20 protein-coding genes are annotated in these 22,842 nt (G+C 71.5%); 4 read left to right on the forward strand and 16 right to left on the reverse strand.

Features of this window, described 5'->3' with window-relative positions; translation table 11 throughout:
* The first annotated feature begins 14 nt into the window (after nt 1-14).
* Entirely contained in the window at nt 15-1,025 is a 1,011-nt protein-coding gene (locus tag NBY69_RS33575) for a ketopantoate reductase family protein (RefSeq protein ID WP_250305774.1), read from the forward strand.
* Between the two features lie 288 nt (nt 1,026-1,313).
* Nucleotides 1,314-3,962, forward strand: coding sequence for a fibronectin type III domain-containing protein (locus NBY69_RS37470; RefSeq protein WP_284350042.1), 2,649 nt, complete (start codon nt 1,314-1,316; stop codon nt 3,960-3,962).
* Here the strand turns inward: NBY69_RS37470 and NBY69_RS33590 are convergent.
* From NBY69_RS33590 to NBY69_RS33660, 15 genes are all read right to left on the reverse strand, one after another.
* Nucleotides 3,937-4,767 (reverse strand): sirohydrochlorin chelatase, encoded by an 831-nt coding sequence (locus NBY69_RS33590; RefSeq protein WP_250305779.1) that lies wholly within the window; start codon nt 4,765-4,767, stop codon nt 3,937-3,939. The two genes, NBY69_RS37470 and NBY69_RS33590, sit on opposite strands and share 26 nt — an antisense overlap.
* 6 nt (nt 4,768-4,773) lie before the next feature.
* Nucleotides 4,774-5,652: an ABC transporter permease gene (locus NBY69_RS33595; RefSeq protein WP_250305780.1), complete on the reverse strand. Its 879-nt coding sequence runs from the start codon at nt 5,650-5,652 to the stop codon at nt 4,774-4,776.
* Nucleotides 5,639-6,427 carry an ABC transporter ATP-binding protein gene (locus tag NBY69_RS33600; RefSeq protein ID WP_250305782.1) on the reverse strand — a complete coding sequence of 263 codons (789 nt, stop codon included), beginning with the start codon at nt 6,425-6,427 and terminating at the stop codon, nt 5,639-5,641. Before NBY69_RS33600 ends, NBY69_RS33595 begins: the two co-directional genes overlap by 14 nt.
* Nucleotides 6,428-6,492: 65 nt before the next feature.
* Nucleotides 6,493-7,605: an aliphatic sulfonate ABC transporter substrate-binding protein gene (locus tag NBY69_RS33605; RefSeq protein WP_250305784.1), complete on the reverse strand. Its 1,113-nt coding sequence runs from the start codon at nt 7,603-7,605 to the stop codon at nt 6,493-6,495.
* Nucleotides 7,606-7,842: 237 nt separating this feature from the next.
* Nucleotides 7,843-9,201, reverse strand: a complete 1,359-nt coding sequence (locus tag NBY69_RS33615; protein WP_250305788.1) for a sulfate adenylyltransferase subunit 1 — start codon at nt 9,199-9,201, stop codon at nt 7,843-7,845.
* Entirely contained in the window at nt 9,202-10,137 is a 936-nt protein-coding gene (gene cysD, locus NBY69_RS33620) for a sulfate adenylyltransferase subunit CysD (RefSeq protein WP_250305792.1), read from the reverse strand.
* A complete protein-coding gene (gene cysC, locus NBY69_RS33625) occupies nt 10,134-10,703 on the reverse strand; it encodes an adenylyl-sulfate kinase (protein ID WP_266640131.1) in 570 nt (189 codons plus the stop codon). Before cysC ends, cysD begins: the two co-directional genes overlap by 4 nt.
* On the reverse strand, nt 10,703-11,434 hold the full coding sequence (locus NBY69_RS33630; protein WP_250305794.1) for a phosphoadenylyl-sulfate reductase: 732 nt from the start codon (nt 11,432-11,434) through the stop codon (nt 10,703-10,705). The genes cysC and NBY69_RS33630 overlap by 1 nt, the downstream gene beginning before the upstream one ends.
* Nucleotides 11,431-11,619: a hypothetical protein gene (locus tag NBY69_RS33635; protein WP_250305796.1), complete on the reverse strand. Its 189-nt coding sequence runs from the start codon at nt 11,617-11,619 to the stop codon at nt 11,431-11,433. The genes NBY69_RS33630 and NBY69_RS33635 overlap by 4 nt, the downstream gene beginning before the upstream one ends.
* A complete protein-coding gene (locus tag NBY69_RS33640; protein ID WP_250305798.1) occupies nt 11,616-13,313 on the reverse strand; it encodes a nitrite/sulfite reductase in 1,698 nt (565 codons plus the stop codon). The genes NBY69_RS33635 and NBY69_RS33640 overlap by 4 nt, the downstream gene beginning before the upstream one ends.
* 193 nt (nt 13,314-13,506) lie before the next feature.
* Nucleotides 13,507-13,590 (reverse strand): putative leader peptide, encoded by an 84-nt coding sequence (locus NBY69_RS37750; RefSeq protein WP_323136651.1) that lies wholly within the window; start codon nt 13,588-13,590, stop codon nt 13,507-13,509.
* A gap of 92 nt (nt 13,591-13,682) precedes the next feature.
* Nucleotides 13,683-14,264, reverse strand: a complete 582-nt coding sequence (locus NBY69_RS33645) for a GNAT family N-acetyltransferase (RefSeq protein ID WP_250305801.1) — start codon at nt 14,262-14,264, stop codon at nt 13,683-13,685.
* Between the two features lie 75 nt (nt 14,265-14,339).
* On the reverse strand, nt 14,340-16,955 hold the full coding sequence (locus tag NBY69_RS33650; RefSeq protein WP_250305803.1) for a GNAT family N-acetyltransferase: 2,616 nt from the start codon (nt 16,953-16,955) through the stop codon (nt 14,340-14,342).
* Between the two features lie 112 nt (nt 16,956-17,067).
* Entirely contained in the window at nt 17,068-18,360 is a 1,293-nt protein-coding gene (locus NBY69_RS33655) for a helix-turn-helix domain-containing protein (protein WP_250305805.1), read from the reverse strand.
* 240 nt (nt 18,361-18,600) lie between these two features.
* Nucleotides 18,601-20,235: an acyl-CoA dehydrogenase family protein gene (locus NBY69_RS33660; RefSeq protein ID WP_250305809.1), complete on the reverse strand. Its 1,635-nt coding sequence runs from the start codon at nt 20,233-20,235 to the stop codon at nt 18,601-18,603.
* 17 nt (nt 20,236-20,252) lie between these two features.
* Here NBY69_RS33660 and NBY69_RS33665 point away from each other — a divergent pair, with 17 nt between their 5' ends.
* On the forward strand, nt 20,253-21,386 hold the full coding sequence (locus tag NBY69_RS33665) for a YihY/virulence factor BrkB family protein (protein ID WP_250305810.1): 1,134 nt from the start codon (nt 20,253-20,255) through the stop codon (nt 21,384-21,386).
* 93 nt (nt 21,387-21,479) lie between these two features.
* Complete coding sequence (locus NBY69_RS33670; RefSeq protein ID WP_250306018.1) at nt 21,480-22,172, forward strand: AraC family transcriptional regulator; 693 nt, start codon at nt 21,480-21,482, stop codon at nt 22,170-22,172.
* Here the strand turns inward: NBY69_RS33670 and NBY69_RS33675 are convergent.
* On the reverse strand, nt 22,112-22,504 hold the full coding sequence (locus NBY69_RS33675; RefSeq protein WP_250305813.1) for a VOC family protein: 393 nt from the start codon (nt 22,502-22,504) through the stop codon (nt 22,112-22,114). The two genes, NBY69_RS33670 and NBY69_RS33675, sit on opposite strands and share 61 nt — an antisense overlap.
* Nucleotides 22,505-22,842 lie beyond the last annotated feature (338 nt).

Genomic DNA, 22,842 nt, shown 5'->3' on the forward strand with positions numbered 1-22,842 from the left:
CCAGAGTCGCCCGTATGCGCTACATCATCATCGGAGCGGGAGCCGTCGGCGGCATCATCGGCGGCCGGCTGGCCGAGAGCGGCAGCGAGGTGGTCCTCGTCGCCCGTGGCGCGCACTACGCGGCGCTGCGGGACGCCGGACTGCGCATGGCGACCGCCGAGGGCACCCGCACGCTCGCGCTCCCGGTGGCCGACGGGCCGGAGGCGGTCGAGCTGCGCGCCGACGACGTACTCGTACTGACGGTGAAGATCCAGGACAGCGCCGCGGCCCTCGACGCCTGGGCCCCGCGCCCGGTGGCCGGTACCGGCGCGACCGCCGCCGAGGTGCTCCCGCTGGTCTGCGCGCAGAACGGCGTCGAGGGCGAACGGCTGGCACTGCGCCGCTTCCACCACGTCTACGGCATGTGCGTCTGGCTGCCCGCGACGTTCCTGGAGCCCGGACTGGTCGCCGCCGCAGGCTCCCCGCTCACCGGGATGCTGCACATCGGCCGCTATCCGTCGGGCACGGACGAAACGGCCCGGCAGATCTCCGGTGATCTGGAGAAGGCCCCGTTCGAGGCACCGGTCGTCCCGGACGTGATGCGCTGGAAGTACGCCAAGCTGCTCTCGAATCTCGGCAATTCGATCCAGGCCGTCTGCGGTTCCGACCCCGGCGAGGTACGGGCCGGACTCGCCCGGCAGGTGGTGGCGGAGGGCGAGGCGGTCTACGCTGCGGCCGGGATCGAGGCCGCGAGCACCGAGGAACAGCAGCGGGCCCGCGGCGAGAAGATCGTGCTGCAGCCGCTCGAAGGGCAACCGCACGCCGGCGGCTCCTCGTGGCAGAGCCTCAGCCGGGGGACCGGCACGATCGAGGCCGACTTCCTCAACGGTGAGATCTCGCTCCTCGGCAGGATGCACGGTGTGCCGACGCCGGTGAACGACGTACTCCAGCGCACGGCCAACGCCTTCGCGCGCGAGCGACGTGCCGCGGGCTCCCTGCCGGTCGCGGAACTGGCCGCCCTGGTCGCCGCCGAAGCGGCCCGCTGAGCGCGGCGGCTCACTGAGCTGAACAGGGCGGTGCCCGGCGCGAGGCGGTCCCGGCACGGGCCCGTCCGTGGCGTGGTCCCGCGCGCTTCCGATGCTCTGTGACGACGTGCCACGGCTGACCTGACTGCTGACCTGACTGCTGAACCGACGACGGACCCGTACGGACCCACGCCGATTGCTCCGATGACTCACCGTCAAGTCTCGGACCCGTTGCGAAGTTATTGGCATAACCGTTGACCGTTACACGCCAGCCCTCCTACCTTTCTCCTGCTATCTGAAACTGATTCCATGAGAGGGAAGATGCTCGCACCCCGAAGAGCCGCACTTGTCGCTGCTCTCTCCGCCGTCCTGGCGCTCGGCGTCCCTGGCAGCGTGACCGCCGCCGGAGCCGACGCAGGCAACGGCCACCCCGCTGATACGCACGCCTCGGACGTCTACGTGACCCCGACCGGCGACGACCACGCACAAGGCACCGCCCGCCACCCCGTCAGGACGCTCCAGCGGGCCCGCGATCTCGCCCGGACCAGGGCCGCCCGCGCCAAGGGCGATCTGACCGTCCACCTCGCGTCCGGTACGTACCGGACGGACAAGCCGCTCGTACTCGACGCCAGGGACTCCGGTCGCAACGGCCACACCATCGTCTGGCAGGGCACCGGATCCACCGTCATCAGCGGCGGCAAGCAGGTCCAGGGCTGGCAGCCGGTCCACGGACGCCCCGGCCTCTACTCGGCGCCCGCGCCCCGCGGACTCACCGACACCCGGCAGTTGTACGTCGACGGGGTGCGGGCCCAGCGCGCGCGGGGCGAGGTACCCGTCGGCCTGACCCCCACCGCCACCGGGTACACCACCACGGCGGACACCCTCGCGCACTGGCGCCACCCCTCCGACGCCGAATTCGTCTACTCCAGCGGCGAGGAGCTCTGGAACGTCGAACGCAACGGCCTCGGCCAGTGGACCGAACCGCGCTGCCGGATCGCCGCGGCCAAGGACACCACCCTCACCATGGTCCAGCCCTGCTGGGACAACTCCAACAAGCGGGTCGAGTTCCCCGACATCCCCGGGCGCACCGTCTCCATGGTCGGCCCCGGCCACCTCACCAACAACGGCAAGGCCTCGTACATCGAGAACGCCTACGAACTCCTCGACCAGCCCGGCGAGTGGTACCTCGACCGCTCGGCCCACACCGTCTACTACATGCCGCGCAAGGGCGAGAACATCCGCCACGCGGACGTCGAGGCGGCAGCCGCCGAGAAGCTCGTCGACGGCCGCGGCACCGCTGCCGCCCCCGTGCACGATGTGGCCTTCCGCGGGCTCCAGTTCAGCTACGCGACCTGGCTGACGCCCTCCAGCTCCGAAGGGTTCTCCGAGATCCAGGCCGGATACACCGTCACCGGCCCGACCGGCTGGGCCACCCAGGGCCTGTGCGGCTTCGTCGAGGGCGGCACCTGCCCGTTCGCGTCCTGGACCCCGATGCCGGGCAACGTCTCCTTCGCCTACGGCACACACATCGAATTCAGTGACGACGCCTTCACCCACCTGGGCGCCGCCGGGCTCGAACTCGGTACCGGCACCACCGATTCCCAGGTCAAGGGCAGCACCTTCACCGACATCTCGGGCAACGGCCTGGAGATCGGCGGGGTCGACGGCCGGACCCCGGCGAGCGGGGTGGAGGTGACGGACAATCACCTGTACGCGCTGCCCCGGGAGTTCCACGGCTCCGTCGGCATCCTCAACGGCTACACCCAGCACAACACCCTCGCGCACAACCAGCTCGACCACCTCGGCTACAGCGCGATCTCCATGGGCTGGGGAGGCTGGCCCGACAAGGTCGGCTCACCCGCGACCCCCAACTCCAGCCACGACAACGCGGTGCGTGACAACCTCATCTTCGACTACATGCAGATGTTCGACGACGGTGGTGGCATCTACACCCAGGGCCTGACCGGCACCTCACAGGCCGACGGCGAGAAGGTCACGGGCAACGTCATCCACGACCAGTGGGGCCTGGGCAAGAGCGTCTACACCGACAACGGCTGCACCTACGAGACCGTCGAGGGCAATGTGCTCTACGGGGCCTCGTACGCCAACGTGGCCAGCAGCCACACCGACTACCGCGACCAGCTCGGCAACCACGACCCGACGCTCATCAAGGACAACTGGTGGGAGGAAGGCACCGCCGACGGTGACAACAAGGGCCTGGTGACCACCGGCAACCACATCATGACGGCCCCCTCCGACGCCCCCGCGGCGATCGTCGGCAACGCCGGGATCGAGCCCGCCTACCGCGGGATCCTCAGCCGTACGGCGGGAGCGGTCTCCGCGCCCGAGGCGCCGTCCCGGGTCGGCACGAGCACGGCCGGGGCCGACGCCCTGTACGCGATCTTCAACCCGTCCTTCGTCGACGGCGGTTCGCCGGTCCTCGGCTACACCGCGCACGCCCTGCGCCCCGACGGCACCGAGGCCGCCACGGCGACCCTCTCCGCGGCCGACTACAAGCGGCAGGCGTACATCCGGATCAGCGGACTCCGCGCGGACGCGGGCCCCTTCACGGTCACCGTCACCGCGGCCAACGCCCACGGGATCAGCGCCCCGTCGCTGGCCTCCGCCCCGCTCCGGCCCACCGCGGCGACCGTGCTCCCCGCCGCGCCCACCGGGCCCAAGCTGCGCACCGAGGCCAAGGCGGCGACCGTCGCCTGGACACCGCCCACCGACATGGGCGACGCCAAGGTCATCGGCTACCGGCTGACCGTCTCCGACGGCCGCACCATCGAGGTCACCGGACGTGACGCCCTGGTCGGACAGCCTTCGGGCAAGGGGATGTTCCGGGTGATCGGCGGACTGACCCCGGGCACCTCGTACACGGTCACGGTCGCCGCCGTCACCGCGGCCGGCGTCGGCCCGGCCGCCACGGTCAAGGCGACGACCAAGGCCGGATAACAACCGGCAACAGTCTCGGGCGGACGCTTGCACGACGCCCGCCCGAGGCCGTTGCCGCACAGCTGAAGGCCCTGGGGTCCCGTACCCGTGCCTCGTCGTAACGAGTGAGCAGCAACCGGGCCAACTCCAGGGAATCGCCAAGCACTTCGGCCAGCACATCCGCCCCCGCCTCCCGGGAGCCCGCGGCTATGCGGTCCGGGAGGCGGCCGGGTGCGATGACGTACGGGGCCACCGCGACGCGGTCGCACCCGGACGCCCGCAACTCCCGTACCGCGTCCTGGGTACGGGGCAGAGCAGCGGAGGCGAACGCAGGCCGCACGGCGCACCAACCGGTGTGCCGCAGCTCCCGCGCAATTTCAGCGATCACTGCGATCGCCTCCGGGTCCGTGGAGCCCGCCGAGGCCAGAACCAGCCCGGTCGAGCGTTTGTGGTGCGGGTCGAGGCCCGCTTCGTACAGCCGTCGTTCCAGCGCGGCCAGCAGCAGCGGGGACGGGCCGAGCACCTCCGCCTGGCGGACCCGCAACCCCGCCGGAGCCTCCCGCAGCACCGCGGGGATGTCCGACTTCGCGTGGAAGGCGCGGGTCAGCAGGAGCGGCAGCGCCACCACGTCCCGTACCCCCTCCGCCGCCAGCCGGTCCAGCACCCGGGGGGCCGACGGGGCGTCGAAGTCCAGGAAGCCCGTCTCCACCCGGACCCCCGGGCGCAGCGACCGCACCCGGCGGGTGAGCGCGTGCACCGTCGCCGCGTGCCGGGGATCGCGGCTGCCGTGGGCGATGACGAGGAGGACCGGACGGTGGTCGTGCACGGCGGGTCAGCTCCTGACCAGGAGACCGCGGCTGCGCAGCACCCGCCGCTCCAGCGGGCTGAAGACGAGCAGGTCGATGGCGATACCGACGATCAGGATCAGGAAGATGGCGAGGAAGACCATCGACATGCTGCTGGTCTCCCGGCCCTGCTCCAGCAACTGCCCCAGCCCCACGCCCAGATCGGGCGAGGACGCGATGATCTCCGCGGCCATCAGCGAGCGCCAGGAGAACGCCCAGCCCTGCTTCAGCCCCGCCAGATAGCCGGGCAGCGACGCGGGCAGCACCACGTGCCAGGTGCCGCGCAGCCCCGTCGCGCCGAGCGTGCGCCCGGCCCGCAGATGGAGCGGCGGGATCTGGTCCACGCCGGAGACCAGACCGTTGGCTATCGAGGGGACCGCACCCAGCAGGATCACCGCGTACATCATCGTGTCGTCCAGCCCCAGCCAGATCACCGCGGGCGGCACCCAGGCGACGGAGGGCAGCGACTGGAGACCCGAGAGGATCGGGCCGATCGCCGCCCGCACGAACTTCACCCGCGCCACCAGCAGACCGAGCGGCGTCCCGATCACCAGGGCCAGGAGGAAGCCGAGCAGACCGCGCGAGACGCTCGTCCAGATGTAACCGAGCAGCGTGCCCTGCGCCCAGGAGTCCGACACCTCGCCCCACACCTGGGCGGGCGAGGGCAGCTTGTAGTCGTCGGTGACCTTCGCCCAGATCAGGATCTGCCAGACCACCAGCACCAGCGCCACCGCCACCACCGGCGGCAGCACCTTCCGCACCAGCACCTCGCGGACCGGGACCCGGTCGACCCGTACGGTGTCGAGCGCGTCCAGGCCCGCTCCGAGCCCGGCCAGTTCGTCGGCCCTGATGTCAGTGCTGTCCATGGCGGCGGATCTCCCCACGCAGTTGTTCGGTGATCTCCACCGAGAGTTCGGCCACCGCGGCGTCCTCGATCCGGCGGGGGTGCGCGATGTCCACCGTCCACTCGTGCGCCACCCGGCCGGGACGCGAGGACAGCAGCACCACCCGCTCCGCGAGCCGGACCGCCTCGCGCACGTTGTGGGTCACGAAGAGCACCGAGACCTTCGTCTCGCGCCAGATGCGGGTCAGCTCGTCGTGCAGCACGTCCCGGGTGATGGCGTCCAGCGCGGCGAACGGCTCGTCCATCAGCAGCAGTTCACTGTCCTGCGCCAGCGCGCGGGCCAGCGCCACCCGCTGCCGCATACCGCCGGACAGCTCGTGCACCCGCTTGGCGTACGCCCCCTCCAGCCGTACGAGAGCGAGCAGCCGCTCCGCCTCCCCGCGCCGGTCGGCCTTCGGCACGCCCCGCAGCCGCAGCGCCAGTTCGACGTTCTTGCCCGCGGTCAGCCACGGGAACAGCGCGTGCTCCTGGAACATCAGCGCCGGCCGCCCGCCGGGCGTCTCGATGGAGCCCGCGGTGGGCGCGTCCAGCCCTGCGACCAGGTTGAGCAGGGTGGACTTCCCGCACCCCGACGCCCCCAGGAGCGTGACGAACTCACCCGGTGCGACATCGAGGGTGATGTCGTCCAGGACGAGCTGCTGCCCGGCGGGTCCGCCGAAGGACTTCGAGACGTGCTCGATACGGGCCGCGTGCGTCACCGCGATGCGGTCGTCGGCCCCGGCGAGTGCTGTGGCCATGGTCGTCACCTCCTGGGGACGGTCGGGGAATCCGGGCTCGGACCGCCCGGCAAACGGGATCGGACCTACTTGACGCCGAGACCGGCGTCGGAGACCTCGGGCCGGCCGGCGGCCTTGAGCACCTTGTCGAGCGGTCGCAGGTCGTAGATGCCCTTCAGGTCGGGCTGCTTCAGCAGTCCGGCCTTGACCGCGTGGGACGCCTCGCTGTCGAGGGTCGCGGCGAGCGGGTCGTCGGTGGTCTCGATCGACTTCCACGCCGGGTCGAGCACCGCCGCGGGCAGCGCCTTCCCGGACAGCCGCTTCAGCGCCGCGTTGGCCGAGGCCTTCGCGGCGTCGGGGTGCGCCTTGATCCACGCGTTGGTCTTCACCGAGCCGCGCAGCACGGCCTCGACGACGTCCGGGTGCTCCTCGAGGAACTTCTGCGACACGATGATGTTCGTGATCACGAACTTCTTGTCCGGCCAGAGGTCGCTCTCGTCGAGCAGCACCTTCGCGCCCTGCTGGACCAGCTTGGACGCGGTCGGCTCCGGGACCCACGCGCCGTCGATGGACCCGGAGGCGTAGGCGTCCGGGGTCACCTTGTTGTCCGTACGGACGACGGACACGTCACCCTTGCCGCTGTTGGCGTCGACCTTCCAGCCCCTGCCCGCGATCCAGTTGAGGAACGCCACGTCCTGCGTGTTGCCGAGCTGAGGGGTGGCGATCTTCTTGCCCTTGACGTCGTCCAGGGTCTTGATCTTCTTCGGGTCGACCACCAGCTTCACCCCGCCGGACGCGGAGCCGCCGATGATGCGCAGGCTCTTGCCGCCGGACTTGGTGTAGCCGTTGATGGCCGGGGACGGGCCGATCCAGCCGATGTCGATCGAGCCGGAGTTGAGTGCCTCGATCTCGGACGGGCCCGCGTTGAAGGTCGATGCCTTCAGCCGGGTGCCGCCCAACTCCTTCTGGAAGATGCCCTGCTGGTCGCCGACGAGCGCGGTGGCGTGGGTGAGGTTCGGGAAGTAGCCGATCTTCACCGTGTCGGCGGAGAGCTTCTTGGCCCCGGCGGCGACCTGGGACTTCCCCGAGTCGTCCGTGGCCTTGTCGGATCCGTAACCGCAGGCGGTGAGCGCCACGGCGAGCAGCGGTACGGCGGCGGCAGCGGCCAGGACGCGGCGCGGGAGAAGGGTGGCAGGCACGGGAGGGTTTCCTCTCGTCGGCCCGGTGCGGGTGTCCCTCAGGACACGACCGGGCGGTCGGCGGGTTTTCGGGGTCTTCGCCGGTGGGGTGACGGCGAGCGGAGCTTCCGGGCGCGCAGGCAGTGCGCGTACGTCATCGCGCACATCGCGCGACCCCGCCCTGGCCGCTGCCGAGGGCGCCGCTGCCGATCCGGCCGCCCTCCTTCGCGAAGGTGCCGTAGATGTCGAAGGACACGGCTAGAAGTCCCATCCCGCGTCGTCCGGTGCGGTCTCGGCCGCCGCGGCGACGTGCTCCGCCGTCACCGCGAACGCGTCGCCCGCCATACCGGCCGCCAGCGTGGTGCCGTCGGCCGGGTCGATCAGCAGGAACGAACCGGTGCGCCGGGAGTCGGCGTACGCGTCGAGGGCCAGCGGCTCGGCGGTACGGACGACGACCCGGCCGATGTCGTTGGCGACCAGCTGCCCCGGGTCCGGGTGCTGGGAGAGGTCGTCGAGGGTCAGCCGGGAGGGGATGTCCTTGACGATCGCCTTGACCGTGCGGGTGGTGTGCTTGAGCAGCACCCGCTGACCCACCACCAGCGCCGAGTCGGCCACATGGCAGACGGTCGCCAGGACGTCCTGCGTCGGCACGGGTGCGTGGGCGGTCGGCGCGATCAGGTCGCCGCGCGAGATGTCGAGGTCGTCGGCCAGCCGTACGGTCACCGACTGCGGGGCCCAGGCGATGTCCGCGCTCTGCCCCAGCACATCGATCCCGGCGATGGTGGACGTACGGCCGGACGGCAGTACCGTCACGGCCTCGCCGACCCGCAGCGCGCCCGAGGCGATCTGGCCCGCGTAGCCCCGGTAGTCGGGGTGCTCGGCGGTCTGCGGCCGGATCACGTACTGGACGGGGAAGCGAGCCTTGCACGCGGTGAGGTCGTGGCTGGCCGGGACCGTCTCCAGATGTTCCAGAACGGTCGGGCCGCCGTACCAGTCCATGTGCGCGGACGGCTCCACCACATTGTCACCGGCGAGCGCGGAGATCGGGATCGCGGTGATCTCCGGGACGCCGAGGGAGGCAGCGTACGCGGTGAACTCCTCGGCGATGGCGGCGAAGACGGGCTCGGCGTAGTCGACGAGGTCCATCTTGTTGACGGCCAGCACCACGTGCGGCACCCGCAGCAGCGCGGCGACCGCCGCATGACGGCGGGTCTGCTCGACGACACCGTTGCGGGCGTCGACCAGCACCACCGCGAGCTCGGCGGTGGAAGCCCCGGTCACCATGTTGCGGGTGTACTGCACATGCCCCGGGGTGTCCGCCAGGATGAACCGGCGCCGCGGCGTGGCGAAGTAGCGGTACGCGACATCGATCGTGATGCCCTGTTCCCGCTCGGCGCGCAGCCCGTCGGTCAGCAGCGCCAGGTCGGGGGTCTCCTGGCCGCGGCCCAGCGAGGCCTGCGCGACGGCTTCCAGCTGATCCGTGAAGATCGACTTGGAGTCGTGCAGCAGCCGGCCGACCAGCGTGGACTTGCCGTCGTCGACGGAGCCCGCGGTCGCGAAGCGCAGCAGGGTGGTGGCCGACAGCTGATCGGCCAACTGGTCAGTAGGGCTGGTCATTTAGAAGTACCCCTCGCGCTTGCGGTCTTCCATCGCGGCCTCGGACATCTTGTCGTCGGCGCGGGTCGCGCCCCGCTCGGTCAGCCGGGACGCGGCGATCTCGGTGATCACGGCTTCGAGCGTGGTGGCGTCGGAGTCGACGGCGCCGGTGCAGGACATGTCACCGACGGTGCGGTAGCGCACCAGCCGGGTCTCGACGCTCTCGTCGCCCTTGGGGCCGCCCCACTCGCCCGGGGTCAGCCACATGCCGGAACGCTTGAACACGTCGCGCTCGTGGGCGAAGTAGATCTCGGGCAGCTCGATCCGCTCCCGCTCGATGTACTGCCAGACGTCCAGCTCCGTCCAGTTGGAGAGCGGGAACACCCGGACGTGCTCGCCGGGCGCGTGCCGGCCGTTGTACAGCTGCCACAGTTCCGGGCGCTGGCGGCGCGGGTCCCACTGCGAGAACTCGTCGCGCAGCGAGAACACCCGCTCCTTGGCGCGCGCCTTCTCCTCGTCCCGGCGCCCGCCGCCGAACACCGCGTCGAACCGGTGCTGCTGGATCCCCTCCGTGAGCGGGACCGTCTGGAGCGGATTGCGCAGCCCGTCGGGGCGCTCGCGCAGCTTCCCGGCGTCGATGTACTCCTGGACCGAGGCGACATGGAGCCGCAGCCCGTGCTCGGCCACCACCCGGTCGCGGTAGGCCAGTACCTCGGGGAAGTTGTGCCCGGTGTCCACGTGCAGCAGCGAGAACGGCACGGCGGCCGGGGCGAAGGCCTTCAGCGCCAGGTGCAGCATCAGGATCGAGTCCTTGCCGCCGGAGAAGAGGATCACCGGCCGCTCGAACTCGCCCGCGACCTCGCGGAAGATGTGGACCGCCTCGGACTCCAGGGCGTCCAGGTGGCTCAGCGCGAACGGGCTGTCCGTACCTTCGGTGACAGCGGCAGCGGTCGTCATCGGGCCAGGCCCCTCTCGGTGAGCAGCGCATGCAGCGCGGCGGCGGACTCCTGCACGGTCTGCTGGTGCGACTCGATCCGCAGGTCCGGGGCCTCAGGCGCCTCGTAGGGGTCGTCGACCCCGGTCAGCCCGGAGATCTCACCGGCCGCCTGCTTGGCGTACAGACCCTTCACATCGCGTACGGAGCACACCTCCACCGGAGTGGCGACATGCACCTCCAGGTACGGGGTGCCGGTGCTCCCGTGCCGCTTGCGCACGGCCTCCCGGCTGTCCGCGTACGGCGCGATGACCGGCACCAGCGCCGTCACGCCGTTGGACGCGAGCAGTTCGGCGACGAAGCCGATGCGCTGGACGTTGGTGTGCCGGTCCTCGCGGCTGAAGCCGAGCCCGGCGGACAGGAACTCGCGGATCTCGTCACCGTCGAGCACCTCCACCCGGCGGCCCTCGCCGCGCAGCCGCTCCGCGAGGGCATGGGCGATGGTGGTCTTGCCCGCGCTCGGCAGACCGGTGAGCCAGACAGTGGCTCCCTGGTCCGTCGTCATCTGGTTCTCCTGAACACTCGTCATCAGCCGTGCAGCCCGCACTCGGTCTTGTTCCGTCCGGCCCACCGGCCGGCCCGCGCGTCCTCGCCCTCGGCGACCCGCCGGGTGCAGGGCGCGCAGCCGATGGAGGGGTATCCGTCGGTGAGCAGCGGGTTGGTGAGGACGCCGTACTCGGTGATGTACGCCTCCACGTCGTCCTGCGTCCAGCGGGCGATCGGCGAGATCTTGACCTTCTGCCGCTTCTCGTCCCAGCCGACGACCGGGGTGTTCGCCCTGGTCGGCGACTCGTCGCGGCGCAGGCCCGTGGCCCACGCCCGGTAGTGCCTGAGCCCGTCCTCCAGCGGCTTCACCTTGCGCAGGGCGCAGCACAGGTCGGGGTCGCGGTCGTGCAGCCGGGGGCCGTGTTCGGCGTCCTGCTCGGCGACGCTCTGCCAGGGCAGCAGCGTGATGACGTTGACGTCCATCACGGCCTCCACCGCGTCCCGGGTGCCGATGGTCTCCGGGAAGTGGTAGCCGGTGTCGAGGAAGACGACGTCCACCCCGGGGAAGGCGCGGGACGCGAGGTGGGCGACGACCGCGTCCTCCATCGAGGAGGTCACGCAGAACTGCCTGCCGAAGGTGTCGGCGGCCCAGCGGAGGATCTCCAGCGGGGAGGCGTCCTCCAGTTCGCGGCCGGCCCGCTCGGCGAGTGCCCTCGGATCCTCGGTCTCCGGATCTTCGGTCTCCGGATCCGCGGTCTCCTGAGTGTCGGTCATATCCGGTCTCCTTCAACGCTGTTGGCGGAGTCGCGCTGGAGTCCACGGGCCAGCAGCCCGAGGAACTTCAACTGGAATGCGCGATTGCACGCCGCGCATTCCCAGGCGCCGTGTCCGGCCTCGGAGGGGCGCAGGTCCTCGTCGCCGCAGTACGGGCAGAAGAACGGTGCGGCACGCTCGCTCACGAGAGGGACTCCTCTGCGGCCCGCGCGGCCCAGGTGGCGAACCGCTCACCGTCCGCGCGCTCGGCCTGGAACCGCTTCAGGACACGCTCGACGTAGTCGGGCAGCTCCTCCGAAGTCACCTTCAGGCCACGGACCTTGCGGCCGAAGCCCGCCTCCAGCCCGAGTGCGCCGCCCAGGTGCACCTGGAAGCCCTCGACCTGGTTGCCGTCCTTGTCCAGCACCAACTGGCCCTTGAGGCCGATGTCGGCGACCTGGATACGCGCACAGGCGTTGGGGCAGCCGTTGATGTTGATGGTGATCGGCTCGTCGAACTCCGGGATCCGGCGCTCCAGTTCGTCGATCAGTGCGGCGCCGCTCGCCTTGGTCTCGACGATCGCCAGCTTGCAGAACTCGATGCCGGTGCAGGCCATGGTGCCGCGCCGGAACGGCGAGGCGTCGACCTTCAGGTCCAGCGCTTCGAGACCGGCCACCAGCGAGTCGACCCGCGACTCCTCGATGTCGAGGGCGATCATCTTCTGCTCGGTGGTGGTCCGCAGCCGCCCCGAGCCGTGTGCCGCCACCAGCTCGGCGACCTTCGTCAGGGTCGTGCCGTCCACGCGTCCGACGCGGGGGGCGAAGCCGACGTAGAACCGTCCGTCCCGCTGCTCGTGCACGCCGAGGTGATCGCGCCAGACCTCCGCGGGCTGCTCGGGCGCGGGCCCGTCGAGGAGCTTGCGCTCCAGGTACTCGTCCTCCAGGATCTGCCGGAACTTCTCCGGGCCCCAGTCGGCGACGAGGAACTTCAGCCGGGCGCGGTTGCGCAGCCGGCGGTAGCCGTAGTCGCGGAAGATCGAGATGACGCCTTCCCACACATCGGGCACCTCGTCCAGCGGAACCCAGGCACCGAGCCGCACGCCGAGCTTCGGGTTGGTGGAGAGACCGCCGCCGACCCACAGGTCGAAACCGGGGCCGTGCTCGGGGTGGTCGACGCCGACGAAGGCGATGTCGTTGATCTCGTGCGCGACGTCGAGCTGCGGCGAGCCGGAGATCGCGGTCTTGAACTTCCTTGGCAGGTTGGAGAATTCGGGGTTGCCGATGAAGCGTCGCTGGATCTCGTCGACCGCCCACGAGCCGTCGATGATCTCGTTCGCGGCGACGCCCGCCACGGGTGAGCCGAGGATCGTACGGGGAGTGTCACCGCACGCCTCGGTGGTCGAGAGGCCGACCTCCTCCAGCCGCCGCCAGATCTCCGGGACGTCCTCGATCCGGATCCAGTGGAACTGGACGTTCTGCCGGTCGGTGAGGTCCGCGGTGCCGCGGGCGAACTCCTGCGAGATGTCCCCGATGACACGCAGTTGCTCGGTGGTGAGCCGACCGCCGTCGATCCGGACCCGCAGCATGAAGAACTCGGCGTCCAGCTCCTCGGGTTCCAGGATCGCGGTCTTGCCGCCGTCGATCCCTTCCTTGCGCTGGGTGTACAGCCCCCACCAGCGCATCCGGCCGCGCAGGTCGCCGCCGTCGATCGAGTCGAAGCCGCGCTTGGAGTAGATCGTCTCAATGCGTGTCCGCACATTGAGACCGTCGTCGTCCTTCTTGGTCTGCTCATTGCCGTTCAGCGGAGTGAAGTGGCCCTTGGCCCACTGGCCTTCGCCACGGTGACGGCTCACCTTGCGGCGGGGCGCGGCTGGAGGGGGCGTTTCCGGGCTGGCGGCCATGATGGTTCGTCCTTCTGTGGCGGCTCGGGGGCGGCTCGAAGAGCGGCTCGGGGCGGCGAATCAGGCTGAAGGTACCCCTGTGACCTGCCAGTTCATGGCAGGGCGCGGTGGCTGAGAGAAAACAGGACCCCAGCAGGGGACTTCGCTCGTCCGCAACGACGGGGACGGCGGAAAACGGCGTGGCTGGTGAAGATCAGCGCGCCGGACAGATGGCGCTGGACATGCGGCAGAGATCGACGTGGCGCCGACTCACCAAGGCAATTCCAGTTCCAGGCATGGCGGAAGCGTGGCACGGCACTCTCGCGCCAGTCCACCACTATCCGTCATGTGGACGAGATGGTCCCGCATCATGAGACGATGTGGTGTCGGTCACGCACCGGACGTGTGCTGCGCCCCGGGCCAGGGCCCCGGAGTCGCCACCTCCGCTTCCTCTTCGGTCTCGGTCCGGAAGAGCCGGAAGCCGCGGCGCAGATAGTTGTCCATCGCGTACGGACCGTCCTTGCTGCACGTGTGCAGCCAGACCCGCTTCGTCGGGGGACGCCCGGGGGTGCGGTCGGCGAGATCCCATGCGCGCCGCACGCCGTACGACAGGAGATGGCCGCCGATCCGCCGCCCCCGGAAGGCGGGGATCAGCCCGAAGTACATGATCTCCACGACCCCGTCGTCCTGCGGGTCCAGCTCCACGTACCCGGCCGGAGTGCCCCGGTCGTACGCCACCCAGGTCTCGGCGCCCGGCCGGTCCAGGATCTCCTGCCACTGCGCGTACGAGAGCGGCAGCCGGTCGGTCCAGCGGATGTCCCCGCCGACCGAGGCGTAGAGGAACCGGCTGAACTCGGGGGAGGGGACCTCGGCCCGGACGATCCGGATGTCGCCCGCGGGCTCGGCGGCGGGCTTCAGATCGGCGGGCGAGGTCTGTTCCAGGGACCAGGTGGTCACGGTGACGGTGCTCATGCGGGTCAGAGAATCACGAGGCGGCGGCGGGCCGCGCGGCGGGTCCGGCGCCACCGGCGGCTCACCGGCCCCGGCTCACGCTGTCCGCTCCCGCCCCTGCTCCCCGTCCCGGAGCAGAAAGGTCAGCCTGGCCCGCTTCTCCGGCTTGTCCACCTCGGGACCGAGCACGAACCCGGAGCGCAGCAGGCGGTCGACCGCCCTGGTGTTACGGGCGTCCGGTTCGGCCACGACGCGACGCACGGCCGGGTCGGACAGCACGAAGGCCAGGAACACGGACAGCAGCTCGCCGGTGAAGCCCCGCCGCTGCTGACCGTCGGCGGGGCCGATCAGCAGATGGATGCCGAAGTCGCCCGGCTGGACGTCGTAGCACTCGCCCAGCGGATCGGCCTCCGGTTCGTACGTCTGGAAGAGCGCCACCGGTGTGCCGTCGAGGTGGAGCAGATAGGCGTGGTGCGTGTCCAGCGAGTCGAGAAAGGTGTAGGTCTCCAGGACGTCGTCGGGGCTCGCGTCCCGCATGCCCCAGAAGCGGGCCCGTTCCTGGCCGACCCAGCGGTGGATCAGGGCGGAGTCCTGTTGCGGGTCGACGGGGACGACACGGACGGTTCCGAAACCGTCGACCTGCTGCTCGTACACGGTCGGCACGGGGCTCCTCAGCCGGTTCCAGTCGCTGACCACCGGGACGAGTCCGCCTTCGGCCCACAGCGGCAGCTGGTCGCGGTGATGGGGGTGGCCCGGTACCCCGGAGGCGCCGAACGGCACGGCCCAGAGGCTGTTGTCGCGCCGGGCGAGGTCCCAGACGTAGCGGGCGGCCGGGCCGCGGACGGTGCGGTGGGTGAGTCCGGGGATGCTGGAGGTGGACAGGACGCAGTCGTGGTCGCCCGACAGGCCGGGCCCTTCGCCGGCCTGCTCGTCGGGGAGTGCCTGCCAGGGGGCGAGCCGGTGCAACGCGCCCCAGGACGGCCCGGATCCGTCCGTCTCCCCGGTCTCCTCGGCCGCCGCCCTGACCACGGCGGCCCGGTCGATCTCCGGCAGCAGCTCCGTCGTCAGCAGTCCGTCCAGCGCGAAGGCCACCCGGGGGGTCAGCGCCAGCCACGGCCGGAACACCTCCGGGTAGGCGTCGGCCACCGCGGGTTCCGCCAGCGCGGCCAGCGCGGGATGCGCCGCCAGCCGTCGCACGACGGCTGCCCGCAGCGCGGCGTACGCGGCGGCGTCCGTACTGCCGGCGTCCATCCTGCGGTCCCACCCGAGCAGCCGTTCCCGGAGCCGCGCGGCGCCGGGGGTCAGCCCGTCGAGACCCGCGAGCAGGTCCAACAGCGGCTGGGGTGCGGGCAGTTGGCTGTCCATGTGGAGGGCGGCCATGTCCGGGGCCGTCCAGTCCGCGGCCCCGCCCAGCAGCTGCCGGATGCGCCGCGCGCGGTGCGGCGGTGCGAACTCGACCCCGAGCGGGGCGGCCAGTTCCCGCTGGTTGGCCATCACGGCGAAGCCCTCGACCGCCTCGCGCGGCAGCGACTCGTGCAGCCCGCGCCAGGCGTGCCGCGCATCCCAGGCCCGGACGGTACGCAGGCCGTTCGCCGGGTCGCGTACGGGTACGGTGCCCGCGACGCGGTGCAGCAGACCGCCCTCGGTGTCCGCCGCCTGTACGACGTTGACCGGCTCGGCCCAGCGGTCGAAGGCCCGGTCCACGTCGTCGACCGTGCGGGCCCGCAACAGCAACGGCAGGGCGTCGAAGCCGAGTTCACCGCTCACCCGTGGCGGGTGGCGCAGGCTGACGGCCGACGGCGCCTCCGGACCGCCGACGACGACCGGGCCGCGGACGGTCTCGATCACCTCGATCGTGACCGGATCGGCCCCTGCCACCTCGATGGTTTCCAGGTGTGCCGACGCGGGGCGCCAGCCGTCCGGCCCCAGTGCCTCCACGGACCCGCCCCGGCGCCGCAGTTTCTCCTGGTAGAGGTCCTGGTAGTCGGCCATGGCGTTGGTGATCGACCAGGCGACGGTCGAGGTGTGTCCGAAGTGCGCGATGCCGGGGACGCCGGGAACGGCCAGCCCGACGACGTCGAACTCCGGGCAGGCCAGCTGGATCTGCTGGTAGACACCGGGGGCTTCGATGAACCGGTGCGGGTCGCCCGCCAGGAGCGGTGCGCCGCTCGCGGTGAGTTCCCCGGTGACGAGCCAGCCGTTGCTGCCCGCGGTGCCGGGACCGTCGGTGGCGAACAGGTCGATGGCGCCCTCCCCGAGGGCGCGGGCCGCCTCCTCGCGCCACAGTTTGGTGGGGAAGCCCGCGAAGAGGATGTGGGTGGACAGCCAGACGGCCAGCGGCGTCCAGGGCCGCCAGCTGCCGGGGGCCAGTCCCGCGGAGGCGAACTCCGGTGTGCGGCGGGCCCCTTCGGCCAGTCCGGCGTTGACCCCCGCCACGTACGCGCGGACCCAGTCCGCGGTCCGCGCGTCCAGGTTCCCGAAACAGCGCCGGGCCGTGTCGTCCAGCCGGGACTGCCGGGCGAAGCTGTCCCAGCCGACGGCCGCCGCGCCCAGGAACGCGGCCGTGGTCCCCTGCGACCTGTGGCGTTCGAACTCGATCTGCCAGGCGCGGTCCACGGCCGCGTTGTGTCCCTGTGCGTGCGCCAGCGCGTGCGCGCTGTCCGCGCGCAGATGCGGTATGCCCCAGTCGTCGCGGCGGACCTCGGCTGTCACCTCGGGCTCCCTTCTCGGCGGCCCCGTGCGGGCAACCTCATTAGGTAAGGCTGCCCTAACCTAATGTACGTCTGGCGGGGAGACAATTCCGAGCGGGGCGCGGCGCAAGCCGTCAGGGCGGTGTACCCGGACCCCGCACCGCGGGCGCCGTGGAGTGCGGCAGCAGATCCGTCGGGTCCGCCGGGCGGATCACCTCGACCTCCACCCCCTCGGCGAAGCGGTACGGGCGGTGCGCGAGGATCTCGGCCAGCCGGCGGCGCACCCGGGACATCTCCGCCCGCACCGTCACCGTCCGCGTCGCGTCGCCGAACAGACCGTCCGCCAGTTCGGCGGCGGTGCGCCCCTCGCGGTGCAGGCTCAGCACGTACAGCAGTTCCGCGTGGCGCGGTGTCAGCTCCTGCGTCCAGCTCCCCGACGCGCCCGACACGGTCACCGACCACCGCCGGCGCCCACTCAGATCGAGGACGACGCGGCTCGTCGGCGTGCCCCCGCCCGGCTCCGTACCCTCCTCGTCCAGCCGGATCAGCCAGCCGCCGGGCAGCGGCTCCACCGTGCACATGCCCAGCGAGGGAAGCCAGACCCGCCCCGCGGCGAAGGACTTGGGCAGCGGCAGCCGGTCCGTCGGCGGCATCCCGGTCACCGCCGCGGGCCAGCCGTGCGCGTCCACCACCAGGGCCCGGCCGCCCACTCTGCTCAGAATCGGCGAGCCCACGGAGCGCAGCCGGTCGACCGTCACCAGATGCCGCTTCTGCAGTTCCGCCGTGGCCAGCCGGGCCACCGAGTCGACCAGCGCCAGCATGGCCGGATGGAAGGTGGAGTCGGGCCCACTGACATCGAGGACACCGATCAGCCGCCCGTCACGCGGATCGTGGATCGGCGCGGCGGCGCAGGTCCAGTTCCGCAGCGTACGGACGAAGTGCTCGGCGGAGTGCACCTGGACGGCCCGGCCCGTCGCCAGCACCGTGCCGACCGCGTTGGTGCCGGTGGCGCCCTCGCTCCAGGCGGCGCCCTCCGCCAGACAGATGCGGTCGGCCTTGCGCATCGTCGCCCGGTTGCCGCTGCGCCACAGCACCCGGCCCTCGGCGTCCGTGACCACCATGACCTGCATCGACGCGTCGACGGCCGGGGCCAGCTCCTGACTGAGCGTCGGCAGCAGGCCGCTGAGCTGGGTGGCCCGGCGCCGGTGCTCCAACTCCTCCGTGCCCAGCAGCACGCTGCGGGTGTCCTGCTCCGGGTCGATGCCTGCCCGGAACATCCGCTGCCAGGACGCGTCGATGACCGGACGCGCGGCGAGTTCGGGACGGCCGCCCGCCAGCGCTGCCTCACGCAGGCCGTGCAGCGCGCGCGCCGTCTCCTGGGTGTGCCGGGCGTCCAGACCAGCCGTACGGGGGGCTCCGGTCCTCATGAGGTACTCCCGAATCGGTCCAGCGGGGCAAATCGGTGCGGGACGGTGCGGACACCGCCCCGGTGGGTGCCCCATCGTGCATCCCCGGACGCCGACGCGCACCGCTCTCGACACATCCGGTTCCAGGTCTGCAACTGTCTGCAACTCTCGCGCGCACCCGGCCGGTCGTACGAGGATGGGTGGACCAGCCGGGGTGGTGCCGTGTCGGCGCAGCACCAACCCCGGCTGATATCCGTGTCCCTACGCCTCGACCCTCGCGCGGTCGACGACCGTCGCCAGGTCCAGCGTGTGCGGCAGGGTACCGAAGGCGCTGCCCCAGTCACCGCCCAGCCGCGACGCGCAGAACGCGTCAGCCACCTCGGGCGGCGCCCAGCGCACCAGCAGCGAGCCCTGGAGCACCAGCGCGATGCGCTCGACCACCCGCCGGGCCCGCGCCTCGATCCCCTCCAGATCGGCCAGTTCGCCCAGCAGGTCCTTCATCGCCCGGTCCAGCCGGTGATCCCCGCCGCGCGCCTTGCCGACCTCCTGCAGAAAGGCGTTGAGCGCCGAAGGCTCGCGTTGCAGGGCCCGCAGAACGTCCAGCGCCTGTACGTTGCCCGAGCCCTCCCAGATGGAGTTGAGCGGGGACTCGCGCAGCAGCCGGGGCATCCCCGACTCCTCGACGTAGCCGTTGCCGCCCAGGCATTCGAGTGCCTCGGCGACCACGGGCGTGGCGCGCTTGGTCACCCAGTACTTGGCCGCCGGCACCGCGAGCCGCAGGAAGGCCCGCTCCTCGTCGGTGTCGCTGTCGTACGCCGCGGCCAGCCGCATCGCCAGCGTGCTCGCGGCCTCGGACTCCAGCGCCATGTCGGCCAGTACGTTGCGCATCAGCGGCTTGTCGATGAGCTCCCCGCCGAACGCGCTGCGGTGCGCGGCATGGTGCACGGCCTGGGTCACGGCCTGCCGCATCAGCGCGGCGGAACCGATCGTGCAGTCCAGCCTGGTCGCGGCCACCATCTCGATGATGGTGCGCACCCCGCGGCCCTCCTCGCCGACCCTGCGCGCCCAGGTCCCGTCGAACTCGACCTCGCTCGACGCGTTGGACCGGTTGCCCAGTTTGTCCTTGAGCCGCTGGATCGCGAACACATTGCGGGTCCCGTCCGCCAGCACCCGGGGCACCAGGAAACAGGTCAGCCCGTCCGGTGCCTGTGCCAGGACCAGGAAGCCGTCGGACATCGGCGCCGAGCAGAACCACTTGTGCCCGGTGAGCAGGTATTCGCCGTCCGCGCCGAGCGGTACCGCGCTCGTCGTGTTGGCCCGGACGTCACTGCCGCCCTGCTTCTCCGTCATCCCCATCCCGAACAGGGCGCCCGGTTTGAGCGGTGCGGGCCGCAGCTCCTGCTCGTACAGGTGCGAGGTGAGCCGCGGCTCCCACTCGGCGGCGAGCGCCGGATCGGCCCGCAGCGCGGGCACCGCCGCGTGGGTCATCGACACCGGGCAGCCGTGCCCCGCCTCGACCTGGCTCCACACCAGGAACCCGGCCGCGCGCCGCACATGACCGGCCGGTCTGCCCCAGGCGTCCGTCAGGCCCGCCGACACGGCCTTGCCGAGGAGCCGGTGCCAGGCCGGATGGAACTCCACCTCGTCGATCCGGTGCCCGTAACGGTCGTGCGTACGCAGGCGCGGTGGATTCTCGTTCGCCTGGAATCCCCACTCCTGGGCCTGCGCCGATCCGGCGCTGCGGCCGAGCAGAGTCAGTTCCTCCCTCACCCCGTCGATGAGCTCGGGTGCGGTGTGCCGGTCCACCGCTTCGGCCAGGACCCGGTCGGATGTGAAGACGTCATGTCCCACCAGGGGTGGAGGCTGGTTGGTCACTGTGTGAGTGCTCGCTGCCATGGAGCTACGGTAAGGAGGTGCAGGCAGCAAAAGAAACAGGCGAGCGGCAACCAGGCCTGCTCCACAGGGCCAGAGCCCTCTACCGCAATGTCTCCAAGCGCAAGATGGCGTGGTTGCTACTGAAGGACACCGTCAACTCGTGCATGGAGTACCGGATTCTGGGACTCGCCGCGGAGGCGGCGTTCTTCACGCTGCTCTCGCTGCCGCCGCTGCTGCTCAGTCTGATCGCCCTGCTCGGCTACGTCGACGGCTGGACCGACACCCACACCGTCTTCAGTCTTGAGCAGAACCTCCTGCACGCCTCCCGGACGATCCTCTCCGACCGGGGCGTCCACGACTTCGCGACACCGCTCCTGGAGGACGTCACCCACGGCAAACGCCCCGACATCGTCTCGATCGGTTTCGCGTTCGCGCTGTGGTCGGGGTCGCGGGCGGTCAACGTCTTCATCGACACCATCACCGTGATGTACGGACTCGACGGCCGGCGCGGCATCGTGATGACCCGGCTCCTCTCGATCCTGCTGTACGTCGTCGCCCTGGTGATCGGCGCGGTGGTGCTGCCGCTGGCGGTGGCGGGCCCCGACCGGGTCGTCGAGTTCGTTCCCGGCGGCGAACAGCTCGTGGCGTTCCTGTACTGGCCCGTGGTGATCCTGCTGTCGATCGCCTTCCTCACCACGCTCTACCACGTCTCCGTACCGGTGCGTTCGCCCTGGGTCGAGGACATCCCCGGCGCGCTGGTGGCCCTCGCCATGTGGTTCGTGGGGAGCTTCCTGCTGCGGATCTACCTCACGAGCACCGTCGAGGGCCCGACGATCTACGGCTCGCTCGCCGCCCCCGTCGCGGTCCTGCTGTGGATCGGGGTGTCGGCCTTCGCCGTCCTGGCCGGGGCGGCGGTCAACGCTGCCATCGACCGGGTCTGGCCCTCGGTGGCGACCGCGGCGGCCCGCGCCGCGAACGAGCGGCTGCGCGCCGAACAGAACGCTCGCGCGGGCGTCGGGCACCACCCGGACGCCCCGGACCACACCACCGACGAGGACGACGACGAGGACGGCGGGTCGGAGATGCCGTCCGAATTCCCCGAGCGCTGGTCGCGGTTCCTGCCGCCCGAGGACGTCACCTCACGCCTGCGCTCGAAGAAGGGCGGGGAGTGAGCTGCGGAACGTGCACGCGGTGGCCCTCCCGACGCGCACGCGGCGGCCGTCGTGACGTACACACAGTGGCCGTCCCGGCTGGACGGGGCCGTGATGTGGACGCGCACCGCGCGGGCCGGTGACACGTATCCGGTCCTGCCCGACGGGTGCATCGACCTGCTCTGGACCGAGGGCAGGCTGCTGGTCGCCGGGCCGGACACCCGGGCGTACGCCCCGGATCCGGCGCTCGCCGGGCGGTACGCCGGCGTGCGTTTCGCACCCGGAACCGGGCCCGCGTACCTCGGCGTACCCGCACACGAACTGCGCGACCGGCGGGTCGAGCTGAGCGACCTGTGGCCCGGTGCGGACACCCGCAGGCTCACCGAGCGCATCGACGCGGCCCCCGACCCGGCCGCCGCCCTGGAACGTCTCGCCCTGCACCGGGCGGCCCGGACCGGGCCGCCCGACCCGGTACTGCGGGCCGTCGCCGGGCACCTCGGCGCGGGCCGTTCCGTCGCGGCCACCGCACAGGCGGTCGGCCTCGGCGCACGCCGGCTGCACCGGCGGTCCCTGGCGGCCTTCGGCTACGGACCGAAGACCCTCGCCCGGGTGCTGAGGCTCCAGCGGGCGCTCGCCCTCGTCGCGGGCGGAGCGCCGTACGCCGAAGCCGCCCTGACCGCGGGCTGCACCGACCAGGCGCACCTCGCCCGTGAGATGCGCGACCTGGCGGGGATGCCGCTGAGCGCCTACGTGGCGTCGGCGAACAGCGACACCTCACAGCCGTCCGGGTCCCACAGCGTCGCGTAACGCTGCCCCCAGAACGCGTCCCAGGGCTCGAGGTGTCCGCGGTGGCCCGCCTCCACCAGCGCCGCGTACGTGGTGTCGACCTCGGCGGGCGAGTCGCAGCCGAAGCAGGGTCCGGCCCGGCCCCCCGACTGCGGCGGCTGCCACCCCGGATCGAAGGACCGGACGGTCTCCTCGGTGTCCCAGAGGATCCGTGTCCCGCCGGGCAGCACCGCCTCGGCGTGCGGCCGGGTGTCGGCGTCGGCGGGGATGTCCACGCCGAGGAGCCGGTAGAAGGAGAGGGATGCGGCCATGTCGGCGACGACGAGGCCGATCGCGTCGAATCGTGGAGTCATGCGCTCACCGTAAACAGCGGTCGCGCCGACGGTCTTGTACGAATCGGACACCCCGACCGGGCACGTCCCGCCCCGCCCACCAGGCAGCTTCCCGCCACCCGGACGGCGACGGCGTGCCGGGGCGAGGGCACCATCCTCGCCCCGGCACGCCGCCGCACACCGGACCGAAAGCCGCCGCACGCCGATCCCGCGCGGCCGACCCACCCGGCGTAACGGACCAGGTGGTACCGCGGGTTACGGCTTTTGGCGAAGGCTTGGCGCCGTCCTTACGAAAATGAGCGCCCGGGGCCACAGGGGTCGCCCGTCCGGTGGCCATGTCCGCCGACGGGTGTCACGAG

Source organism: Streptomyces sp. A 4/2, assembly GCF_940670765.1.
Taxonomy (GTDB): Bacteria; Actinomycetota; Actinomycetes; order Streptomycetales; family Streptomycetaceae; genus Streptomyces.

Bases quoted from the DNA above. Each gene is read 5' to 3' on its own strand.
- NBY69_RS33595 (WP_250305780.1), bottom strand. From the start codon at position 5,652: ATGGACAGCACTGACATCAGGGCCGACGAACTGGCCGGGCTCGGAGCG.
- NBY69_RS33640 (WP_250305798.1), bottom strand. From the start codon at position 13,313: ATGGCCGCCAGCCCGGAAACGCCCCCTCCAGCCGCGCCCCGCCGCAAG.
- cysD (WP_250305792.1), bottom strand. From the start codon at position 10,137: ATGACGACCGCTGCCGCTGTCACCGAAGGTACGGACAGCCCGTTCGCG.
- NBY69_RS33600 (WP_250305782.1), bottom strand. From the start codon at position 6,427: ATGGCCACAGCACTCGCCGGGGCCGACGACCGCATCGCGGTGACGCAC.
- NBY69_RS33575 (WP_250305774.1), top strand. From the start codon at position 15: ATGCGCTACATCATCATCGGAGCGGGAGCCGTCGGCGGCATCATCGGC.
- NBY69_RS33675 (WP_250305813.1), bottom strand. From the start codon at position 22,504: ATGACTCCACGATTCGACGCGATCGGCCTCGTCGTCGCCGACATGGCC.
- NBY69_RS33670 (WP_250306018.1), top strand. From the start codon at position 21,480: ATGTGGACGCGCACCGCGCGGGCCGGTGACACGTATCCGGTCCTGCCC.
- NBY69_RS33630 (WP_250305794.1), bottom strand. From the start codon at position 11,434: ATGACCGACACTCAGGAGACCGCGGATCCGGAGACCGAAGATCCGGAG.
- NBY69_RS33660 (WP_250305809.1), bottom strand. From the start codon at position 20,235: ATGGCAGCGAGCACTCACACAGTGACCAACCAGCCTCCACCCCTGGTG.
- NBY69_RS37750 (WP_323136651.1), bottom strand. From the start codon at position 13,590: ATGCCTGGAACTGGAATTGCCTTGGTGAGTCGGCGCCACGTCGATCTC.
- cysC (WP_266640131.1), bottom strand. From the start codon at position 10,703: ATGACGAGTGTTCAGGAGAACCAGATGACGACGGACCAGGGAGCCACT.
- NBY69_RS37470 (WP_284350042.1), top strand. From the start codon at position 1,314: ATGAGAGGGAAGATGCTCGCACCCCGAAGAGCCGCACTTGTCGCTGCT.
- NBY69_RS33645 (WP_250305801.1), bottom strand. From the start codon at position 14,264: ATGAGCACCGTCACCGTGACCACCTGGTCCCTGGAACAGACCTCGCCC.
- NBY69_RS33615 (WP_250305788.1), bottom strand. From the start codon at position 9,201: ATGACCAGCCCTACTGACCAGTTGGCCGATCAGCTGTCGGCCACCACC.
- NBY69_RS33655 (WP_250305805.1), bottom strand. From the start codon at position 18,360: ATGAGGACCGGAGCCCCCCGTACGGCTGGTCTGGACGCCCGGCACACC.